Origin of the sequence: Rhizobacter sp. (assembly GCF_032229685.1) — a bacterium.
In the GTDB taxonomy this organism is placed as follows: Bacteria; Pseudomonadota; Gammaproteobacteria; order Burkholderiales; family Burkholderiaceae_C; genus LMDS01.
Genome location: NZ_JAVTWP010000012.1, coordinates 1 through 18,223 on the forward strand (window position 1 = coordinate 1; position 18,223 = coordinate 18,223).

General features: G+C 63.9%; 9 protein-coding genes. 4 read left to right on the top strand and 5 right to left on the bottom strand.

The genetic code is table 11. The features are described 5' to 3' along the window. The 4 genes from AC30PD_RS05660 to AC30PD_RS05675 form a co-directional block, all read left to right on the top strand. Positions 1 to 674 (top strand): ATP-binding cassette domain-containing protein (locus tag AC30PD_RS05660; protein WP_489534676.1); only part of this gene is annotated, 674 nt, incomplete at its 5' end. Then, positions 671 to 1,717 carry an ABC transporter permease gene (locus AC30PD_RS05665; RefSeq protein WP_489534677.1) on the top strand — a complete coding sequence of 349 codons (1,047 nt, stop codon included), beginning with the start codon at positions 671 to 673 and terminating at the stop codon, positions 1,715 to 1,717. The genes AC30PD_RS05660 and AC30PD_RS05665, both read left to right, overlap by 4 nt. Positions 1,718 to 1,725: 8 nt before the next feature. Continuing rightward, positions 1,726 to 2,685 (top strand): galactofuranose ABC transporter, permease protein YjfF, encoded by a 960-nt coding sequence (yjfF, locus tag AC30PD_RS05670; RefSeq protein WP_489534678.1) that lies wholly within the window; start codon positions 1,726 to 1,728, stop codon positions 2,683 to 2,685. A 228-nt stretch (positions 2,686 to 2,913) separates the two neighbouring features. Further along, positions 2,914 to 3,888, top strand: a complete 975-nt coding sequence (locus tag AC30PD_RS05675; RefSeq protein ID WP_489534679.1) for a hypothetical protein — start codon at positions 2,914 to 2,916, stop codon at positions 3,886 to 3,888. Between the two features lie 107 nt (positions 3,889 to 3,995). On the opposite strand, the gene AC30PD_RS05680 is transcribed toward AC30PD_RS05675, so the two are convergent. The 5 genes from AC30PD_RS05680 to AC30PD_RS05700 form a co-directional block, all read right to left on the bottom strand. After that, positions 3,996 to 4,865 (bottom strand): hypothetical protein, encoded by an 870-nt coding sequence (locus AC30PD_RS05680; protein WP_489534680.1) that lies wholly within the window; start codon positions 4,863 to 4,865, stop codon positions 3,996 to 3,998. A gap of 110 nt (positions 4,866 to 4,975) precedes the next feature. Beyond that, the gene (locus AC30PD_RS05685; RefSeq protein WP_489534681.1) at positions 4,976 to 6,742 is read right to left on the bottom strand and encodes a hypothetical protein; all 1,767 of its coding nucleotides are present in this window, start codon (positions 6,740 to 6,742) and stop codon (positions 4,976 to 4,978) included. Positions 6,743 to 7,132: 390 nt separating this feature from the next. Further along, positions 7,133 to 11,491, bottom strand: a complete 4,359-nt coding sequence (gene hyoA / locus AC30PD_RS05690; RefSeq protein ID WP_489534682.1) for an NACHT domain-containing antiphage protein HyoA — start codon at positions 11,489 to 11,491, stop codon at positions 7,133 to 7,135. A gap of 479 nt (positions 11,492 to 11,970) precedes the next feature. Further along, a complete protein-coding gene (locus AC30PD_RS05695) occupies positions 11,971 to 13,404 on the bottom strand; it encodes a hypothetical protein (RefSeq protein WP_489534683.1) in 1,434 nt (477 codons plus the stop codon). Next, the gene (locus AC30PD_RS05700) at positions 13,401 to 17,759 is read right to left on the bottom strand and encodes an NACHT domain-containing protein (protein ID WP_489534684.1); all 4,359 of its coding nucleotides are present in this window, start codon (positions 17,757 to 17,759) and stop codon (positions 13,401 to 13,403) included. The genes AC30PD_RS05695 and AC30PD_RS05700 overlap by 4 nt, the downstream gene beginning before the upstream one ends. Positions 17,760 to 18,223 lie beyond the last annotated feature (464 nt).

Here is an 18,223-nt window from a genome sequence, read left to right on the forward strand (position 1 = left end):
CGGTCGACCTGAGCCTGCGCCGTGGCGAGGTGGTGGGTGTGGGCGGCCTGCTCGGTTCGGGCCGCACCGAGCTCGCACGCCTGTTGTTCGGCCTGGACCGCGCCGACAGTGGCGAGCTGCAGATCGACGGCCGACCGGTGCGCTTCGACCATCCCGCGCAAGCCATCCGCGAGGGCTTGGGCATGTGCCCCGAAGAGCGCAAGCATGACGGCATCGTGGCCGAGCTCTCGGTGCGCGAGAACATCGCGCTCGCGCTGCAGGCCCGGCTCGGCATCTGGACCTATTTGTCGAACGCGCGCCAGAAAGAGATCGCCGAACGCTTCGTGCGCTCGCTCGGCATCAAGACGCCCGACATCGACACGCCGATCGCGCTGCTCTCGGGTGGCAACCAGCAGAAGGTGGTGCTCGCGCGCTGGCTTGCCACCGAGCCGCGCCTCTTGATCCTGGACGAACCCACGCGCGGCATCGACGTGGCGGCCAAGCAGGAGATCATGAACGAGATCCTCGCGCTCGCGCGCGGTGGCCTGGCGGTGCTGTTCATCTCGTCTGAGATGGACGAGGTGGTGCGCGTGTCTGACCGCATCGTGGTGATGCGAGACCGCAGCAAGGTGGGCGAGCTGCCGGGCAACAGCTCGGAGCAGGCCGTGTACCACCTGATCGCGGCCGAGGCATGAGCATGCAGCCGCTGCTCAAGCACCGCCTGCTGTGGCCTGTGGTCACGCTCGTGCTGCTGCTGGCCGTGAACGCGGCCTTCAACCCGGGCTTCTGGCAACTGCAGTGGCGCGACGGCCACCTCTACGGCAGCCTGATCGACATCTTGAACCGCGCCGCGCCGCTGGCCTTGGTGGCGCTCGGCATGACGCTCGTGATCGCCACGCGCGGCATCGACATCTCGGTGGGCGCCACGGTGGCCATTGCCGCGGCCGTGGCCGCCTTGATGATCGGCGGCGAGCTGGTCGTGAAAGACGGCGTGCCCGTGCACGTGAGCCGCTACCCCATGAGCCTGGCGATCGTGGCCGCGCTGGCGGTGGCGGCGCTGTGCGGTTTGTGGAACGGGTTGCTGGTGGCCAAGGTGGGCATGCAGCCCATCATCGCCACGCTGATCTTGATGGTGGCCGGCCGCGGGGTGGCGCAGCTGATGACGGGCGGGCAGATCATCACCGTGTACTACGCGCCGTTCTTCTACCTGGGCAACGGCTTTCTGCTCGGCCTGCCGTTCGCGGTGTTCATCGCCGCGGCGGTGTGGGGCGCACTGCACCTGCTGGTGACGCGCACCGCGCTCGGGCTGTTCATCCAGACCATCGGCATCAACCCCGCCGCGGCGCGCCTGGCGGGGCTGCGCGAGCGCCTGATCACGGTGTGCGTGTACACCTTCTGCGGCCTCGCGGCCGGTGTGGCCGGGCTCGTGATCAGCTCGAACGTGAAGAGTGCCGACGGCAACAACGCCGGCATGCTGATGGAGCTCGACGCCATTCTCGCCGTCACGCTCGGTGGCACGCTGCTCACCGGCGGGCGCTTCAGCCTGGCCGGCAGCGTGCTGGGTGCGCTGATCATCCAGACACTCACGTCGACCATCTATTCGATCGGCGTGCCGCCCGAGATCAACATGGTCGTGAAGTCGGCCGTGGTGTTCGTGGTGATGCTGCTGCAGTCGGCCGAATTCCGCGCCGCCGTGCGCGGCTGGGTGCTGCGGCCGGCCGCGGGCAGCACCCGATGAAGGAGCCGATGAAGCTCGACTCGCGCTACGTGCCGCTGCTGGGCACCATGGCCGTGTTCGCACTCACCGCGGGTTATGGCTCGGCCGCGTACACCGGCTTCTTTTCGGCGCAGGTGTTCTTGAACCTGCTGATCGACAACGCGTTTCTCGTGATCGTGGGCGTGGGCATGACCTTCGTGATCTTGTCGGGCGGCATCGACCTGTCGGTGGGCTCGGTGATCGCGCTCACCACCATGGTCTCGGCCGCGCTGGTCGAGCAGCACCACTGGAGCGCGGCGCAGGCCATTCCGCTGGTGCTGGCGCTCGGCACGCTGTTCGGCGCGTTCATGGGCTGGCTGATCCAGCGCTTTCGCTTGCAGCCCTTCATCGTCACGCTCGCCGGCATGTTCCTCGCGCGGGGCCTGTGCTACCTGATCAGCATCGACTCGATCAGCATCACCGACGCCACCTACACCAGCATCTCGCAGACCCGCCTGGCGCCGTGGAGCGAAGGGCCGTCGATCACCATCGGCGCGCTGCTCGCGCTGGGCACGGTGGCGGCCGGCATCTGGCTCGCCCACGCCACCGAGTTCGGGCGCACCGTGTACGCCGTTGGCGGCAGCGAAGCGTCGGCGTTGTTGATGGGCCTGCCGGTCGCACGCACCACGGTGCTGGTCTATACCCTGAGCGGCTTCTGCTCGGCGCTGGCGGGCGTGGTCTTCACGTTCTACATGCTCTCGGGCTACGGCCTGCACGCGGTGGGCCTGGAGCTCGACGCGATCGCTGCCGTGGTGATCGGTGGCACGCTGCTCAGCGGCGGCTTCGGCTACGTGGCCGGCACGCTGTTCGGCGTGCTGATCCTGGGCATCATCCAGACGCTGATCGCGTTCGACGGGAGCTTGAGCTCTTGGTGGACGCGGATCGTGATCGGGGCGCTGCTGTTCGTGTTCTGCTTGTTGCAGCGGGGGTTTGAGGCGCGGCGGGGGTGAGGGGGATGGGCAAACGGGCGTTGTCACTCCGCGGCGTCTGGTTGGTCAGCCAGCGTTGCACGGCTTTTGCTGGCAATGCGCCGCTGGCGGTTTTGCAGCGCGAGCGGTCATTCGCGCTCGCAAGCCGATCGGCCGATCAACGCCAGCTTGCCGACGTTCGCACCGTCCCTGGAACAGCGGCATACCCCGTAGCTCAGAATCAGAGCCTTCTGAACCATTGGGGCAGACATGAGCGGTGCGGTTGCAGCCAACTTGCATGAGGGGAGCCGGTCAGAAATTCTGGCTGACTACTTGTTCAGTGGCTGGGGCACCGTTACCCCGGTGCGGCGGCAGGATGACTTTGGCATCGACCTGTTTTGTACGTTGACCGAGCGTGTGGGCCAACGTGCCGCCGTGACGGGCTACTACAGCGTGCAGATCAAGAGCACCGACGATCCTTGGGTCATCGGGGGCGATGAGGCGATTCGATGGCTAGTCGACTACCCAACGCCACTGTTTTTGGCCGTGGTGGACAAGAAGGCCGGCGCGATGGCGGTATACCGTACAACAGCACGGTTCATGGCGGGTTTCTGGCCGCACCAAGGCAAGCTCGCGCTCAAGCCTTCGCGATCTGATGAAGGCGACCATGTTCAGTGGCGAGACCCGACGCAGTTCGATCTGTCGGCGCCCATCTTGCGCGTCACCCTCCAAGACCTCCTGGCACCTGAGAAGCTCGCGCACCTGCGCGCGGTCTTCGACTTCTGGGTGCGCAATGACGAGTTGAACTGCATGCTCCGCAGAATGGGATTGCTGCGTGTGCGCGAGCCTCAAAAGTACTTCACCAATGTTGTGCCGAGTGACAGCGCGATCGTCGAGCAAGGCATGCAGTTGCCGACGACAGACCAGCAGCTCCAATCAATCAAGACGCTGGTGGAGGTGGTGGACTGCGTCGGTCACCAGATGCTCGCGCAAGGCGACCGCCAAGCGGCTCTGTACGCCTGCGCGCTGTTGCGACACCTCCGGCAAACCAAGGGCGATGTATTCGACGACGACCTTCGATGGCCGCGTGACCGGCCATGGAGCATGGAGTTCGAGGCCGCCCGGATGCTTGACGTGATGCTCGACCGCCGGCCTCAGTACGCGCTTGAGTCGTTGGACGCGGCAATGAAGTTCATCAACTTGCCCGCCGTCGCGGGCATGTTGGGGCAAAGGCCGGATCAGTAGCTTGGCTACCGATGCTAGGACCACGGGACGCCCTTGCCGAGCAAGGAGCGCTCAGCGTGAGGACAGACAAGACAGCTGATGAGTGCGACGACTACTCAAGGGTCCACTCAACCTGCTTCAGCAGTCATAAATAGTTGGTCAATGAGCGCTCGCACGAACTGAAATGTCGTCAGCACAGAAGCGTGAACGCTTGAACTGCCATGCGCATAGTTGTTGCGGATGCCAGGCAGATGCTCGGCGAAGTGCTGTATCCAGTCGAAGTCAAGTTCATCTTGGTTTGGTACCGGATCTTCATCTGGTACCGCCATTTCAGTCAACCCTAGTTCGGTCATCCTCTCGATTTGCTCCTGTGATTGACGTTGGTAGGCCAGACGCAGGGCCCACTCCGCTCTATCCGCGAGCCGATCGTTTCGCAGAAGGCCCTTCTCCGAAGCGAGTTCAAGTAGCCGGCGAAGAGCTACTCGCTCAACCTTCTCACGTTGCCGTCCGTCGGGCGCCTTAGGCCGGAGTGTTGTCTTGTACAAGCCGTCAGCGTCAAGGACGCCGACCGAGATCAGCCGTGTGCGGAGGGCGAGCTCCAGCGTAGCTAAGACCTGATGCTCAGCGACGACGTGAAAGCGATAGACGAACCAGGCATAGAGGTACACGTTCCTAGCAGTGTCGAAGTGGACCCTGACCTCGTCCGGAACCGACGCGTCAAGGGCCAGGGCGGCAACGCTCTCGTATCTGTCCTTCTGAGCGATGGGTCTGAAGGACGAGCCATCACGAACAGCAAAGTACGCCATACGAGCGTCCGGCTGATGCAACTGCTCAAGGGTGCGGAAGGCATCCGCGGGTTCCATTGCATCGCCAGTCTCGCCTGCCTCCCCCACAGCCACTCCTTGAGCCTCTTCGTCAGTAGTCGATCTTGCCAGCTCTGTGGGCTTGCGAGCGAAGCGCAGATCGATACACGGCGACATCCGGACCGGCGCGATCAACGGCGGGTCAGGTCACCACGCTGACCATCGCTGGCAACATCTCTCGAACGGCTGGCGCCCGACACCGGCGAGACGGAGTCGCCCAGCACGCCGGCCAACGCGGCGGACAACTATCCCCCACCCTTCTCGTGGGCCCCGAAAAGCAGACTCCCGGTGCACCAAACGGCGTGGCCGAAGTTGTGGATCAACTGCTCGCCCTGCCGCAGATACGGCGCGCCTGTGTCGATACCGGCGAGCTTGAGGGCTTCGTCGATCTTCGAGCTTGTCGGGTGGGCGTCGCCTAGGCGCATGTCGTAGGCGCCGGCGATGGCAGCGAAGACCTCGCGAGCGCGCTCCTCGCCGGCCTTTTGGGCCAAGATGTTCTGCAGCAACTTGTTTGAGCCCAGCTTCTCCTTGTCGGGGTGGTTGGACAGCTTTCGAAGAGAGCGCACGTCGAGTCGGTCCGAGAAGACGCGAACCAGTTCCTTGGCCAGCCGCAACAGCGAGGCTTGGTCCTTGCTCGAGAAGCGAGAGACGTGCTGCATCGCCGCGGCATCGTCAATCTCATGTGAGAACAGCGACACGCCGAAAGTCTTACGAAACTCGGTCTCCAACAACCGCATGCACCCAAACAGCATCTCCTCTACGGCATCCGTGTGTGCTGGCTGCGCCTTGACCTGCGAGGCAAGGAGCTCCGCGCTAACCTTGCCCTCCGGGGCGACGTTGCTAGCGGCCCAGATGAACTGCTGCCAAGCGGGGAGCTTCGCGATGTCGTAGGCGTAGACGGTAATGAGATCCGATGCGTTGATCCCGAAATGGGTTGAATGCCCTGATGTGGAATTGATTGCGCCAGTTTCAGCCGTGTACCACTTCAAGGAGAAGCCTCGATGGTTCAGAAGCTCGATGACCACGGGAGGGCGAAACCAAAGCCACCTGCCGATGTCTTCGTTGTTGAGCTCGGCCGAGAACTTGCGCGACCCGTCTGTGTCGACAATGAAGTGCGGCAGATTCGGATCCTCGTCCCCGCGCACACGTGTGCTCTTCCCCTGATGTTCGATCCACTCATCTCGCCAGAACTCTCCTTCCACACGCACGCCCGGGTAGCCACTTCGATGGCCCTTGGCGCTTTCTGAGGCAGTGTTGTCGTTCGTCTCAGGTCCCATGACAGGAGCGTCTTCTTCCGCGTCGACGTCGGTGCGCCACATACGAAAGGATGCCCAGCTTCCGCCGAACACGGCGTTCAGTTCCTTGATGCGCAGTTCGTACCTTCCGCCTTCGCGCTCCTCCCGGATCTCGGTCAGGCTGGCATAGGGACTGTCCTTGAGGTTGGCCACGTTCTCGACGCGCTGGCGGTAGTAGGACAGACGAAGGGACAGGCCGCGCGCAGCCAAGTAGTCCAGCAGGAACTCGCGCTTTATCTCGATCAGGCTATGGTTGCCATCGCTGTCTACCACCTCCCTGGCGACGACGACAAAGTCCTCTTCCGGCCTGACCCAGTTCTGCCCTTCCTTGATCAGGCGAAGCGCGACCACTAGGTCAGGATTCAGGATCCAGTGCTTGCCACCGACCACCGGCTGTGGGTGCTCGAAAACAAGGTTGATGCCGATGGCCTCCTTGTCGTTGTACTGGTACTCATCGATCGGCGAGTAGTGCCCATCCGAGTAGGCATACGGCGCCACGGTGTGCCCGATCCCAATGTCGCTCCAACTCAACCGCTCGGCGAACTCGAGATGTTGTTTTGGAAAGGCGACGGAGCCGCACGCAAATGTGTCTCCGACATACCCCACTTCCGTCACGTTGCCCTTCTCGTCGTTGCGCGACGCGCGGAGGGGAACCCAGGTCGCCCGCGAAAACAGGCGCCGGATTTCAGGCCCTTGACGAATCCAGGCTTCGTTCATGAATTGAGTACTCCAAGTACTGTTGACAGCCGGTACTCGCATTGAGCGGCCCGCGCCCAAATAATGTAGGCCGGTTCGCTGATCGGAGGAGGTGGATTGGCGCTCATCAGGGTAAGTCGGGCGGGTAGCGGCTACCCGCGAGCGCTGACGGACGAGCGCCAGCCTTTCACCGACCTGCGCCTCTCATCAAGGTTGGGGAAGGGTCATCCCGAGGGCTCGACGTACTGGCATCGCTGAAGACCCGCAGCGCTTCCAGTCACTTGCGTTCGAGGTCCGAGCGTACGGTAGCAGTCGGATAGCTGCCCCCGAGTCCTGGCGACTCACTAGACATGGGATGCCAAGTTGAAGCGCCATATCGTGGCGGATATCCTTTGTTGGCATCCAAAAAGCCTAGGTCGCGCGCGATCGCCTCTTCCGAGACCTTTCGGGTGGGCGAGCCTTGGCTTCCGTTGGCAGCGCAGGCGTGAGATCAAGAACGCGCGCCAGCACGCGCGCTTCGCCACCGAGGCGCTGCTGCGCATCCAGCGCCGCCTGGTTCAGCATCTCCTGAAGCTGGAATCGGTCCATGCGAACACCGGTGTCCGGATGGTCCCAGCGCTTCGCCGGGTTCTGCACCGTCACCATCAGGCAGCCGGTTCGGGCCTTCGCGTGCGCCATGTACTTTCGGACCAACTGCTCTTCGATCGTGTCGCGCAGCTCTCGGCCTGACCGCCGCTTCTCGCCAACTTTCAGCTCAATGGTGGCCTGATGCCCGCTCACGGCTCGCATCCTGATGTCGGTCTCCTTGCCGTCTGCGGTGACAGCTTCCTGGTCAACTGTGTAGGCGCCGCGTGCCGCGACCTCGAACTCCCGCGCGATGGCCGGGCGTAGGGCGTTCTCATCGTCCACCAGCGCCCATGCCGAACGTGGACTCGTGTCCCTGAGCATCAGCTCCCGAAGATCGTCGAGCCGGTCGGTCAGCAGGTGAGCCATATCAGTGCCGGTCTGGGGCGTGAGTTCGCTGCCGCGGAACAAGTCGGCCATCTCCTCTGGCGAGAACACGCTGGCATCAATCTCGTTGGCAAGGCGCTCATAGGCCAGCATCTTGATGTGATCGCGAGAGGAGGCGAGGGTGGGTTCCCTCGCGAGCGCAAGCTTTGCCTCCATCGATCCGGGCCCCGTCGTGGCAATCAGCTCGTTGAACACAATGCGTCGCCCGTATTCGGCGTGGTCGCGACTGCCCGGCGAGTACACGCCGTCGTGGACGATGTCGTCCGAAGGCCTGACGTGGTGATAGATCACCTTCACCAACTGGAGCAGGTCCTGCGGCGATAGGTTTGTCCGCCAAGTCGTCGGGCCCGCGTTCATTCGGTCCTCGAAGAGACGGCCAATCACGCGCACCGCCAAGCCGTCCTTTTCAACGGGCAGGCCGGCGAGCGCTGCAAGGATCGAGGCGAGCCCGCACTTCGGATGGGTGTTGCAAAGCACGGGCAGCCAGAAGGTCAGGAATGGGCCGTGGCCCGCTGCGCGGATCTGACGGCTGGCAAGTTCTGCCAGCCAGCGGCGGGCCTTTTCCGAGTCACCCACGAGCAGGGTCCGGATCACCTGATCCAGCTTGCTTTCCAGCTCCGGAGAGTGGGAGCGCTTGCGCAACAGCGGCTGGACGCTCTTCAACCAGGCTATCAAGCGCGGCTCAAGAAGCGCTGCAATCTCATGGCGGCCGTGCCGAACGGCCTGCAGGTGCATGGAGGTCCAACTTTGCGAGCCCGCACTCTCCGAGAGTTCTTCGTCAATCTCCTCGCCGATCACGCGTTCGACGACAGCAGGGTGGGTGGCTGCCAGCCCTACGAGCCAACTTGGCAGACCATTGAGTTCCAGTAGCGCGTAGCGAGCAGCTAGTTCGGCCTCGTCGCTGCTGAGCGTAGAGGCCCAGGATGGATCCTCCGCCTCGGCGTACAGGCCCATCAAGGCGTTCGTCCAGACGACCAGATAGGTGTTCTTTTCGTCGGTCTTGCGCTCGCGGCGGATGGTGGGCCGACGGCTGCGCCAGTACAGCATCAGGGCCTGCCGCAGGTGGTCGGTCGCGGGCTGACCGAAGTGCCTTTGCAGGAACGCGCGGTCCCATCGGGCTTCGTTCTGATTCTTTGGCTTGTTGCGCAGCGCCAGGCAGATGTTCCAGATCGTGTTGTCTCGACGCGCAGGCGCCAGCGCGGCGGCCGGCGTCTTGGACAGCTGCCGCCAGACCTCAAGCCACTGCTTCTTCTGTCTTGCGTTCTCGCGCTGGGTCTTCTTCTTCCGCTTCGCGTCGTCCTTCAGCATCTTGGCGTGCGCGGGATTTGGTCGCGTGGCTGCGGTCAGGGCCTCTTCAAGTTGATCTGCGAGTGCGGGGGAGTCCTTGACTGCACGCCTAGCGGCCTTTGCACCGACCAGCTTGCCCTCCACCAGCGGTGCTAGATAAACCGCCAGGTGCAGAAGCACTGCACGGCACGCCAGCGGTCGGGAGGCATCGCCAAGAGCGTCGTGGACCCAGCGCCGGTCCGTCTTGAAGGAGTAGATCAACGGGCCATCGCGGAAGGCCAGGCGCAGGAAAACATCCCTCGGCGCCCGCTCGGGGTACCGCTCGGTGATCCATGCGTAGTCCAGGTCGAAGACACGCATTCGATGCTGCGCGGGAAGTTGGCCGACGAGTTTCAGCAGTTCGGCGTTGGAACCGCGATGCTCATGAAGCGCCGCCGCGGCCCGGATGGCCATGACGGAGGCGAGCAGCACGTCGTCCGCGACCACCCCGTCGGTCAGCAGACGGACGCACACAGACCTCAGGATGGCGGAAGCCTTCAGCCGCCCCGCGGGTTCGGCAACTTCGTCCTCGTCGAACTTCACAAGCCTTCGGGTCAGATCCATCAGGCCGGGCAGCAGCGCCCTGAGTCGGACCGTCCCCACGTCCGATCTTTCGAGGACGCGCGCGACGGTACCCGCGTAGTCGGTGTCTCGCCTGGACTCGCGGGTGACCTTGCCCAGGAACGTCAACAGCTGCTTGTCGGTGACGTATGCCGGGTACAGGTTCGTGCCGATCCATCGACCGAGCGTTTCGGGCCATCGCTTGGAAACCGACATCGCCGATTCGATGAGCCCTGGGAGTCGATCGTCCGACAGCCTGGACAGGGCCACCAGGGCTTCGTACCGCTCGACGCTGCGCGCGTTCGGATCGGCCGCGACGGATGCCGCGAGGTCAGCGCAGTCCCGGTATCTGCCGCCCGCCACGAGCTGCAACAGCAGTTGGCGGATCTCGGGGTTCTCGATGCCACGCCACACGCCGAGGACGACGGGCCCAAGGGGTTGCCTCGCCAATCTGGAGACCTGGACGCTCGGCAACTCCAGGCCACGCCACTGCCCTTTGCCGTGAACCTCGACAAAGGCGCGCAGCACCGACTCACACTGGCCGGGTTCCAGTGATTCAGGGTCGCCGTGCATGAGCAGCGTGCCCGGGTCGACCTCAAGGACAGCCTTGAAGATGGCGGGGCGAAGCAGCGACAGCCAACCCGCAATCGGCCTCATGCTCGGCTTCGACACCTTCTCGTTGGTGTCCGTCAGGGCGAACAGCATGCGTTTGGCCGCTGACTCGGAGAGCGTCCCACTCGCGATCTGCTGTTCCATCTGGCATGCGGCCAGGTACTCCAGTACCGAGCGATGGCGAAAGCGCACCCGGCCATAGCCGCCATCACCGAAGAGGGGCCGCTCGAGCAGGGCTGCGATCTCTTGGGCCGTCCACTCCTTCACCAAGTCGGCGGGCTCGATCGGCTCGTCGCCAGACCCCGGCACGTCGGCACCTGCGCTGTAGCGAAAGGTCCAGCGCCGGCAGAACATGACCGCCATGGCGAGCCGCTGTGCGCCCTGCCGCGCCCGGTCGAGCGACAGGTCGGCCTTCTCTCGACGCTCGACCCGCGCCTTGAGCCGAGTGTTCACGTGGCTCTCGACCTGCTTGCGGTGCGCGCGGATCTGTCCATGCGAGCGCCAGTCGTCGCACAGTTCGATCAACTCCTGAGGCCACCGAGCGAAGTCTCGTGCGTTGCGGGCCTCGATTTCCTGCAGCAGCTTGTCGGGCGACGCCACGCGATGCTCGCTTGCCAGTTCGACGATCTGCCGGTCTCCCAAGGGCAGGAGTGAATACTCCTTGAAGGGCTCCGCCGATTCGTCCTCCTCATTGGCATCACTGGCGCGCATGGCGACGCTCACAAACTCTTCGCCCCTCGCCACCGTGATCGGGCGTGCAGGGACGGGCAAGATGTCGATGAAGGCTTGCCGATCGATCGGGACCGGGCGCGACGTGACAACGATCACCGCCCTTCCCAACGCACCTTCCAGCTCTTCGGCAACGCGCTCCAGTGCCTCCCTGAACGAACCGTGGACCAGCTGCAGTTCGTCGACCGAATCCAGGAAGAAGTAGCCTTGTTGCGAGGAGGACGCCAGCCATGCCCTGAAGCGCTGCAACTGTTTTCGTCGCAGTGATCCCGCAACACCGCGAGCAGGGAGGTTCTCCAGTCTCAGACAGAATGCTGGCTCGCCGCGGGCGAACATCGACACTGCCTGGCGCTCGCACTCGTAGGTCTTGCCCGCGCCCGCTGCGGCGATCAGCAGGACGCGGCGCGACGCCAGCACCGTGTCCCAGATCAGGTCGCCGCGGCGGTCACCGACCCAGTAGCGAGACTCGGACTCCAGTTCGTCCGGATCCGTCCCCTCCCGATGGGTCATCTCACGAAATGTGCGCTGCATCCAACTGCTCCCGTGGCGCTCTGTCGGGCGCTTGATCTCTCAACGCAGGCCCGTCCAGAGGCGTCTTCACTCGATGCGTGCCTAGGACACGCGATTGTTCGAGGCACCCGCGCCCGCCACCACGTTTGCGGTGCAGGACGGTGCGACGAGACCATCATAGAAGCCACGATCGGAAGCGATCGACGAGGCCAGGGCTCGGCAGCCCCGCGACGGCCGTCAGGTACGACAGGGCCGCGGATCGTCTTCGACTTCGTGAAGCCAGGCGGGGACTCAAGCGCCGTCGGGTGAGCGCCCCACCTCTTGCGCCGCACCGCTGCTCGAGCATGATCTCTCAGTGGCGGTAAAGCAGGTGCCGCCGATGCTGCTGTGATGACACCCGCAGATTCACGACGAGACGCCCGCCGCAGCGTGTGACCCAATCGAGGGCTGCCGGATGACTGGGGTGCGGGCGACCTGCTCCGAAGCGGAGGCGGCCGCCACTAGAGATTCGAGTGAAGACCAAGCTCGCTCGACTCTGTCCATTCCCCGTAGCTCAGCTCGCGCCGCCAAGTCGTTAGTCTCCACACGTGCGCCAACGCACCACCTAGATCGTGAGCCATCTGCTCCGCTGCGTCATGGACCAGTGATGTGCAGCAGGCATTGGGGGGATGCCAATCGCGCGGATGACCTGGCTTCCAGTTCCAGAGCCACCAGTCCCATGCGCCTACATCACGTCCCTGCGACCTCAGGACTGCTCCCGAAGTCGAGGGAACCGTCTCGAGATCCGCGAAGCTCTCGGTAGCCGCAGGCACGTAGGGGACGATCCCAAGCAAGTCGGCCTGGAGGTAACCCACCATGCTCCCAATCAGCGGGAGCAGGACGGGCACGAAGCCCAGGGCGTCCCAGCGGTCGTGTCCCATGTCCTGTGACACGAACGCGCGGATGCCGTCTCGATCGGGGAAAGCCTTGCCAAGCAGGTAGGCATGGAAGTTGACGGCGCCAGGAATGTCGAGATGCGCCGCAGGCGCTGCGACCGAGAACACCTCTAGTTGGACGTGGCACCCCGGCTCATCTATTACAGCAAGCGAGCAGTGCATCAGCTTTCGCCGCAGCTCATGTTCGAGGACGTGGATCACTGTCTGCGCAAGCCTGGGACCGTCCGCGGCCTCCTCGGCCGTGCGTTGCTGAACGACGTCCGCCCATATCGGTGCCGGCTGCGGCGCAAGCTGCAGGAAGATCGGCTCGGCTGGAGCCGCCGCGGTCGAATACCGGCGCGCGACAGGCTCGGGCAGATCCCAATGCTCGACGGCACAGGCGAGCGTACGGAGGTAGGCGGACCTGGCGATGTGACCGCGGCGTGCGACCAACTGTCCAACCAACTCGCGATCCGAGCCAAAGAAGTAGTCGAGGTGGCCGTCCCCGTGCTCGCCGCATCGACTGGCCAGGATGCTGTACTCGAAGGCCCATTGCCGCACGAAAGGGCGACCGAGTCGTCGCTCCAACTCCTCGAGCCGGTGCGCGAAGAGCGGCGGGACGAAGGCGCCGGAGCGCAGTTCGCGTTCCTCTTCGTGTACGTTCAAGAACTTCGGCACCGGATTCGAGTGGCACCCTGACCAGGCAGAAACCAGGATCGGGCTGCCAGTAGAAACTGACAGCAGGAGATCAGACGCTATCGACGGGCGCGCAATTGCGTGGCGAATGCGGTCAGCGACATCGCGGCCTCGCGTTGCGACGACAAGCGGACAGATGCCTTCGAGGCACTCTGACTCGAGTTCCCGTGAAGACACCCACTCGGCCAGCGCTTCCTCAAACGGCGCAGCCGTCGCCTCGTCGTCGAGCGCCCTGGCAATGGCATGGATGGTCGTAAGCTTGGCCATCGGCACTGGCAGCCCGAGGCGTGACACTGCAAGCTTGGCTACTTGATTGAGTTTCATGCGGCACGCCCGTCAAGCCAGCACGGTTTCTCAAGCGGCTGGGACTCGAACTCCTCTACTGTGGCGTCGACGATGGCGTGCAGCACGCTCGCGGCGCGCGGAACCTCGCCCACCTGGAGAAGCAGGCTGACCAGCCCTACATCTGGCAGGTCACGTTCCGGACCGAAGATGTCGGATGCAGGCATCGATGTCTGTGCGACGAACTCACGCCACCTTGATCGGTAGTGCTTGGCCACCAGGGCAACGCGGGCCGCTGACTCGTCCTGGCCGTGAAAGTGGCCTGTCCATCCACGGCGGTGACGGTGCGCTTCGACAAGCCAGCGGAAGGCACTCTTGGGGCCATGCAGTCGCAGAGCCAGGTGGAACGCGGGGTCCAGGAGATCCGTTGGAGTCGCGAAGCCCTTTTGCGACATTGCGCCTGACAGGGCTTTCAGGAGGTCCGGGCCGCGCTCGCAGGCCACCCAGTGCTTGAACCAGCGCACGAGCCATGCCCTGGCCAGGCTGTATTGCTTTGAAGCGTTGGTCGCAACAATGAACTCAGCCAGTGCTTCCGGCGGAAAGACATCAAATGCCGGCATCACCGACTCATCAACGGCCTGTTCCCTGGGGCCTGGGCCGCTTGCCGCTTCAGTAGACGAATGAGATTCGAGGGCGCCACGGCTCCACGCAACACGCAGCGCGTCAATCTCGGAATTCGCGCCTTCGCGAACATAGGCCTGTGAGGCGGAGTCCCAAAGGAATGCAGCCGCCAAGGCGGCTGCCGGTGTCTGTTGATCAATCGACCCTACGAAGGCCGCGAACGTCCGTTCGGCCGCGTACCACTCGCTTCGGTCCAGAAGGAACCGGTAGAAGCGCGTGTAGGAGTCCGGCAGTAGCTTGAGCAGGAGATCCGCCAGGTCCGAGGTCTCCGCCCCGGACTTCTCCGTCATCTCGTCGATCTCGGTGTAGATCGGCGCCAGCTTCCGGATGGCGCTCGTTGCGGCATCGATGTCGTGCTGGGAAACCAGCTCCACTGCGTCCAGGATGGAGGGCAGCCGCCAGTCCTTGCGCCAGCCATATCCAGTGCCGTACCGGTAGGTCGCCGACAAGAGGCGCTCGGCGAGATCAGGCAACTCGTATGCGACGGCCCAGCCGCACAAGTCGGACATCTCGGCTGACTTCTCGTTGAACGGTCCCACCGTGCTGAGCGCTGCGCGCTCCCTGGCAGCGATGTCCGAGCAAACTATCTCCTCCGGCAACAGGCGGTAGTGCCGAGTAAGAAATAGCTCTCGCCAATGATGCAGTGCGAAGAGCTCGAAGTCCTCGCAACGGGTCCACTCGCCACCCGGCACTCGATCGAGTTGGGAGCGTGGTCTTCCAAGGAAGAAGAGATCCGCGGTGATGACAGCGAGAGCCTTGGTCAACGCTCGCAGGTCGGACCAGCTTTCAGAGTCATTGACAGCGGGGCGCTTGAGGTCGACGAGCCGATAGACCAAGGAGAATGCCGGGAACTCGCCGCGTGCGAGCAGCGCTCCGCAAGCGGCGGCCGCCGCGCCTAGGCGGTCAAGCGCAGAGTCAAGCCAGCCGCGTTCGCTACGCACTCCGATGCCGCCCGGAGCGTTTGCTCCGGCCAGCCCCAGCACGCGGCCGACGTGGGCGAAGTAGATGAAGTGGAGATACTCGGCGAGCTCGGACTCGTCGTCGCTACCCTGTTTCCCATCGAGGGCAGCGTGTCGGGGCGCGGTGGGAATGTGTTGGTGCTCGCGTCCCCCAGGTTCATACAACATCCGCCAGCAAGCCGAGAGCGGATGCTTCCTAAACCTTGCGAACTCGCCCCAATCCTGGATCCTGGCTCGCGCCCAAGCGGCGGCCCGCAGCGCTTCGAGCTCCAGGATTCGACGAAGGCGTACTGGCATCGCAAGGCCGGCAAAACACAGGATCGCTTCCAGTTCCGTCCCTCGACCAGCACCGCGGAGGAAGCTCTCGAAGATCTCGGCCGGGCGGGCATGGCGGCGCACGAAGCCTAGGACCTTGCCTGGGTCGTAGCGACCAGTACCGGCCGCGACCTCTAGGTACTCTTCCAGGGCATGGTCACGATCGCTCGATCTCATGGCGCCCGACCGGATCCGGTCGTTGAATCCCAGCCGCATGCGCTCCTGCACCTCTGCAGCCCGATCGAGTTGGCCAACCGAGATGCACAGCATCGCCAGCTGATGAAGGCCGCCGATGCTTGACTGGTTCACCTCTGAAGCCAGCAGGAGAGCTGGGTACGGATCCGACGTGAGCCGCAGCGCGAGATCCTGCAAGGCGCCTGCATCGTCAAGCTGGTACGACAGTCCGCTGTCGATTCGCTTCTTCAGCCAGCGTTTGCGAATGGCCTGCTCGTAGTCGCCTGAGTCGAACGCTACTTCCTCTGCGGCCGTGAGCATCCGGACAACCTGCCCAGCTGGGTAAGCGCGCGTCAGCGCATCGATCGCCCAGGATCTGGTCGTCCCCGCGAGCAATGCAGCGTGCCTGCCGAGGCGCGACTCATACAACCAGAGCCACGCCCATCGAAGATAGCCAGGGGCATCGTCTGCAAGCCACTGTGCCACGTTTGGGAGAAGCGCCTTTGCGCGCGATGCATGATCGCCCTGAGCGACGATGAAGACGTAGAGACTTCCGTGGAACGCAACCACGCCTGCATCCACGGTCGCGAGCAGATGGCCAATCTCGCTTTCCAGCGTGGAGTTGGTGGTGCCAAGGCAACGTTCCAGTGCGCCTGGGGGCCAGATGAACGTGTCCTCAGCCATGAGATGCAGGGCGTCCTTCGCCTGCCAGGACAAACGCTCCCATAACCCACGGTAGTAGGCGCGAGCGTCCCCGAATGGTTCGGGTGCGTACTCGTCAACGAGCTGCGGCGTCAACGCGATGGAGCCGCGCGCCAAGGCAAGGAAGGTGTACGTGAGCACAAGCGGGTGCCCTTCACAGGCTCGATCGAATGCCTTGGCCAACTCCACCTTCTCAAGCTCGGCGCCCTCGAACGTGTATGCGCCAGCTTCGTGCAGCGTGTCCAACCAACCGCGGATCGAACTCAGGCGCATACGCGGCAATTCGATCCAGTGCTCTGGCTCAAGGTAGCGGGTCAGCCGCTTCGGCATCTGCGCTGGATCCACGCGCTGCGTACCCAGGATCAGTGTCGCGTTCAGGTGGATCGGAAGCAACTGGGCGAACAACGCCTCCATCGGTGCAATCTCTGCATCGTTCTCGCGCCAGACATGATCTAGCCCGTCGACAACCACAAAGAACCGCCTGCCCTCTGCCGCAAAGGCCTCGCTGTAGGCAGAGATCCACGATCGCAGATTCTCCGCCTCGTCACTTGCAGGTGGCAGCACGTTCGCACCGCTCGCCTGCATCTGCGTGATCAGTGATCGGGCGACGTTCTTGAGGGTGAACCGGTCGGACGAATCCTGCAAGTCTAGGAAGTAGTGGTGGCGCACGAACGGGAGACCCCGCTCACGAAGGCGGCCGCACAGGTGGCTCAAGAAAGTGCTCTTTCCTTGGCCCGGTGATCCCCACAGGACGCGGGTACTCCACGCACCAGTTGCTGCGTCGTCCAGGAACGCATCGGCGAACTCAGCATCAGGCGGGACGTAGCCAGCCGGAACACGAAACTCCTGGTCAAGCGGTCGAGGCTGCTTCTCCGAGAGCGTGCTGCGCAGCACATCCAGCGTTATCCGGCCATTCGGTGCAGGAGATTCCTTGCGGACGCTCCAGTCGATCGCGCGCCGATAGAGCGTGAGCCAACCCTGGTGATCAGTGTGGCGTGCCTCGAGTCTTGCGCTCACGGTCCTGTCGAGTGCCTCGTAGCCCGCGAAGCTGTGCGCAACCTCGAATCGCTTGAAGAACAGCTCCGCCTTCTCGGCTCCTCCGACGTGATCTGCCACCTGTTGGCGGAGCTCGTTGCCAAGCGACACCAGGTCAACCCTGTCGCCTCCAGGCTGCAACGCAAACTCGGCGTCGGGGCGCCGGTTCGTCGTCAATGCAAGCCGGCCCACCCGGTCGAGCCCGACGTTGAACGCTGCGCTTGACCACTTCTCGAGCAGCGACCTGCCCCTCGCGCCTTTGCGCTCAAGGAGCCAGGCCCACGACAGTGCATTGGCAGGATCGAACGGGTCAACCGTGAATTTGACCTGGATCAGGTCGATCAGTCGATCGGGCCTTTGCGCGACGATATCGTCCAGGCCCCGCGCATCCGGCTGGTCGTCTGCTTCGAACTGAACCCATTCGTAGAGCCCTGGGTCATCCAGCCAATCGCACAGCAGGCGAATGCCCACGAGCGTCTGGTAGAGATAGCCGCTCGCTGGTATCGCTGTGCGTTTGATGTCGCCTGCCACCCTTGCATTCTCCGCTCCCCAGTAGGTTCAGGAGCGGAGCGGCCAGTGCGACGCGGACGGGATCTCAGTAGGCGATTGCATTTTCGCAGGCGGACGTTGATCGAGCGGCGCCGGCCTCCTACCTCAATCGACCAGGTGCCGCGATGCGGCAGTCGAGGAGACCTCTCGTTGAACCCCACCAGCTGCGGCGGCCGCCTAGCCTGAGCCTGCGGTCACAGTTGCCGAGGCGAAGCCAAGTTCCATGAACGCGTAATTGATCGTCCTCGCAGCCATGACGTCCACCGGTCGCCTATGGATCGAGAGCTCGGGCTCGGGCTACGGCCACTTCCTCGCCGACTGCTCCCGCTTGGACCGGTCGTCGCTGTCCCAGTCGCGACCGATCGGCAAACAGTCTCGAGCCGATGGTCGCGAAGGTCGGCTTAGGGTGTGCGCCGACATTCAAGAGGCGTTCGTCGACCGGCAGT

Bases quoted from the DNA above. Each gene is read 5' to 3' on its own strand.
- AC30PD_RS05685 (WP_489534681.1), bottom strand. From the start codon at position 6,742: ATGAACGAAGCCTGGATTCGTCAAGGGCCTGAAATCCGGCGCCTGTTT.
- hyoA (WP_489534682.1), bottom strand. From the start codon at position 11,491: ATGCAGCGCACATTTCGTGAGATGACCCATCGGGAGGGGACGGATCCG.
- AC30PD_RS05695 (WP_489534683.1), bottom strand. From the start codon at position 13,404: ATGAAACTCAATCAAGTAGCCAAGCTTGCAGTGTCACGCCTCGGGCTG.
- AC30PD_RS05665 (WP_489534677.1), top strand. From the start codon at position 671: ATGAGCATGCAGCCGCTGCTCAAGCACCGCCTGCTGTGGCCTGTGGTC.
- AC30PD_RS05675 (WP_489534679.1), top strand. From the start codon at position 2,914: ATGAGCGGTGCGGTTGCAGCCAACTTGCATGAGGGGAGCCGGTCAGAA.
- yjfF (WP_489534678.1), top strand. From the start codon at position 1,726: ATGAAGCTCGACTCGCGCTACGTGCCGCTGCTGGGCACCATGGCCGTG.